We start from the raw sequence: 2,675 nt of genomic DNA, 5'->3' as shown, positions 1-2,675 counted from the left end.
GTTCCGTCAGGGCATCAATGGGTGGCATAGTGGATGCGCTCCCAACGCAGGCGAGAAGCCGCGCGGAACTCGGCTATGACAAAGGCGGGATAGATGGCGAGAAGGAAGCCGGGCGCGACGGAGACGCCCGACATGTAGTCGAACCAGACGTTGTACGACAGCATGCCGAAGAACATGCACGAGCAGAAGGACATGGCCGCGCGCCAACGAGGCGTCCGGAAGTGGAAGCCGTTCACGTAGAGCGCCAGGAACCTCCAGCCCCCGAAGCCGCACAGAATGACCGCCGCGAACATCTCAGAGCTACCGAGGCCGTATATCTGCTGGTATGTGGGAAGCATGAGCGTGTTCTCGGGCAGGATCAGGATCAGGCCCATGAAGAACATGACCTTGCTCATGTGGTATTCGATCCCCCGTCCCTCCCGGTCCATGACCGAGAAGAAGTCGGCGATCATGCTGAAGAGAAAGCGGACGGACTTCATGTGCCTACCCCCGTGATGGCCGCCTTGACGACGGCGACCGTGGTGTTCCGACAGACGATCTTTTCCAGCGCTGCCGTCACCTCAACGTCCGCGCCGACCTGAGCGACCGTCGCCGGACCAATGGGTGCCCAACCCGCCAGATCCAGCACGTCGCCCGTTGCGAAGTCGGTGATCGTGTTGATCCGTCCCGTCCGGCCGATGCGGAAAGAATCGTTGCCCGCGCCGCCGGAAATCAGATGTGCGCCGCCCGTCACCACGATCGTATCGTTCCCGGTGTCGCCGGTGATCGTGTCGGAGCCCGCGGAGGCGAGGATGTAGTCGTTGCCCGGGCCGCCGCCGACCAGATCATCCCCCTCGCCACCGTCTAGGGTGTCGTCGCGCGAGTTGCCGGACAGCGTGTCGTTCCCCGTGCCCCCGTAAAGCTGGTTGGACCAGCCCTGACCACCGCGGAGAATGTCATTCCCGCCTTCGCCATAGGCGATCACGCGGGCGCGGGTCGGGTTGGTGATCTCGTCGTCGCCGTCCCCAAGATAGGCCGTCAGCAGCTGGCCCTCGTTGTTCTCGATCCGGATCGTGTTGTTCAGCGCGTTGGCCTGCAGGATGATGTTCAGCGCTTCCCGCCCCATCACCGAGTAATCCTCGATGTGCGGCGGCATGCGGACGGTCCCGCCGACGTTGGCGTTGGCGCCCCACATGCGCTGGTAGCCCGGCGAACGCCCCTTGCTGCTGTTGAAGTCGCCCAAGGCCACGAAGCTGGTGGCGAAGCGCTGATCCGTGGGCACGGTGCCGAGGAACGATTGCAACTCAGACGGGCGCGAGGTGTCGATGCCTTCCTCCACGATCAGGAAGCCCCAGTCATAGGCCGCGTTGATCGCGATCTCCCGATGGGCCTCGAAGTCGGGATCGGTCTTGGACACATCCGTCGTGGCCCACGGATCGTCGACCAGATTGTACATCTCGGAGGTGCCGTCCTGGTAGACGGTCGTGCGCTTGGTGCCGATCGCAACCGAGGACGAACCATACCAGAACGTCGGAATGGGTCGCAGCGCGGGCGTCTGGCCTTCGATCCATGGCCGCAGGCTGATCCCCCGGAAGCCTTCGGGGATCGGGATGCCGCAGTAGTCCATGATCGTGGCGCCAAGGTCGATATGGCTGACCGGTGTCTCCACCTTGCGCGGCGCCTGACCGGGGACCTTGATCGCCATGGGCGCGCAGGCCGCCTGTTCGTAAAGCGTGAACTTGTGCCAGCGATCGCGGTCGCTCAGGTGGTAGCCGTGGTCCGAGTAGAAGGTCACGATGGTGTTGGCGGCGAAGGCACTGGCCTCCAGAGCGTCCAGCACACGACCCAGCTGCTCGTCCATCCACAAGGCACCGGCGGCGTAGTTGTGGATCGTGCGGCGGGCGTAGAGCTTGTTCGCGGCCGTCCACAGCGCCGGATCGGGCCCGAAGCCGTTGGTGCCTTCGCCCATGAACTGCTGGGCAAAGGGGAACGTGTGCCAGCCGCCGTTCCAGTCCTCGGGCAGGATCACGTCGTCAATATTGATCAGGTCGTGGATCCGCTTCGGCGTCACCCATTCGAGGTGCGGGTGGTGGAAGCCGCAGAACCAGGCGAACGGGCGATCCTCGGCATAGGTCGTCAGGTGCTGGATGGTCAGATCGGCCATCCGCTTGTCGTACCAGTCCGTCTCGTTCTCAAAGACGTCGCCGTACATGCCACCGGTGTAAACGCCACCGGTCTTCGGCTGGATCGGCTCCTCCGAGAACGGGGCGTTGTCGTGGAGCGCGTCGTCGACCCAGCCCGGCTCCGGCGCGTAGCCGTGGTAGATCTTGCCCACGGTCCCGATGTAGTAGCCCGCCTCGCGCAGGCGATACTGCCACATGTGCCGCGGGTGCAGGATGTCCTTCCACCCTTCCGACAGATCGAACGATCGCGTCTCCGCCGGCGACATGCCCGACATGACTGCAGTGCGCGCCGGCTCGCAGACCGGGACGATGCAATAGGACCGGTCGAAGTCCGTGCCGCTGTTCATCAGGCGACGCAGGTTCGGCAGGTCGTAGCCACGGATCAGCACGCGCAGCATCCGGTCAAGATGGCAGAGGTCGTCGGCCGCGATGAAGAGAAGGTTCGTCATGGCTCAGGCCCCATAGGTGGCGGCGTAGCGGATCAGGTCCGCGCGCAAGTTGTTCATGGCCGCG

2 protein-coding genes are annotated in these 2,675 nt (G+C 64.3%); both read right to left on the bottom strand.

What is annotated here, in order from left to right:
* Positions 1-14 precede the first annotated feature (14 nt).
* A complete protein-coding gene (locus PIJ50_RS16285) occupies positions 15-479 on the bottom strand; it encodes a hypothetical protein (RefSeq protein ID WP_271976646.1) in 465 nt (154 codons plus the stop codon).
* Complete coding sequence (locus tag PIJ50_RS16280; protein WP_271976645.1) at positions 476-2,611, bottom strand: sulfatase-like hydrolase/transferase; 2,136 nt, start codon at positions 2,609-2,611, stop codon at positions 476-478. The genes PIJ50_RS16285 and PIJ50_RS16280 overlap by 4 nt, the downstream gene beginning before the upstream one ends.
* Between the last annotated feature and the right edge of the window lie 64 nt (positions 2,612-2,675).

Source organism: Falsirhodobacter sp. 20TX0035 (assembly GCF_028307215.1).
In the GTDB taxonomy this organism is placed as follows: Bacteria; Pseudomonadota; Alphaproteobacteria; order Rhodobacterales; family Rhodobacteraceae; genus Falsirhodobacter.
This window is presented reverse-complemented; position numbering and strand designations above follow the sequence as displayed.

What these genes read in the sequence shown, in the direction of transcription:
- PIJ50_RS16285 (WP_271976646.1), bottom strand. Translation starts at nt 479, where the DNA reads ATGAAGTCCGTCCGCTTTCTCTTCAGCATGATCGCCGACTTCTTCTCG.
- PIJ50_RS16280 (WP_271976645.1), bottom strand. Translation starts at nt 2,611, where the DNA reads ATGACGAACCTTCTCTTCATCGCGGCCGACGACCTCTGCCATCTTGAC.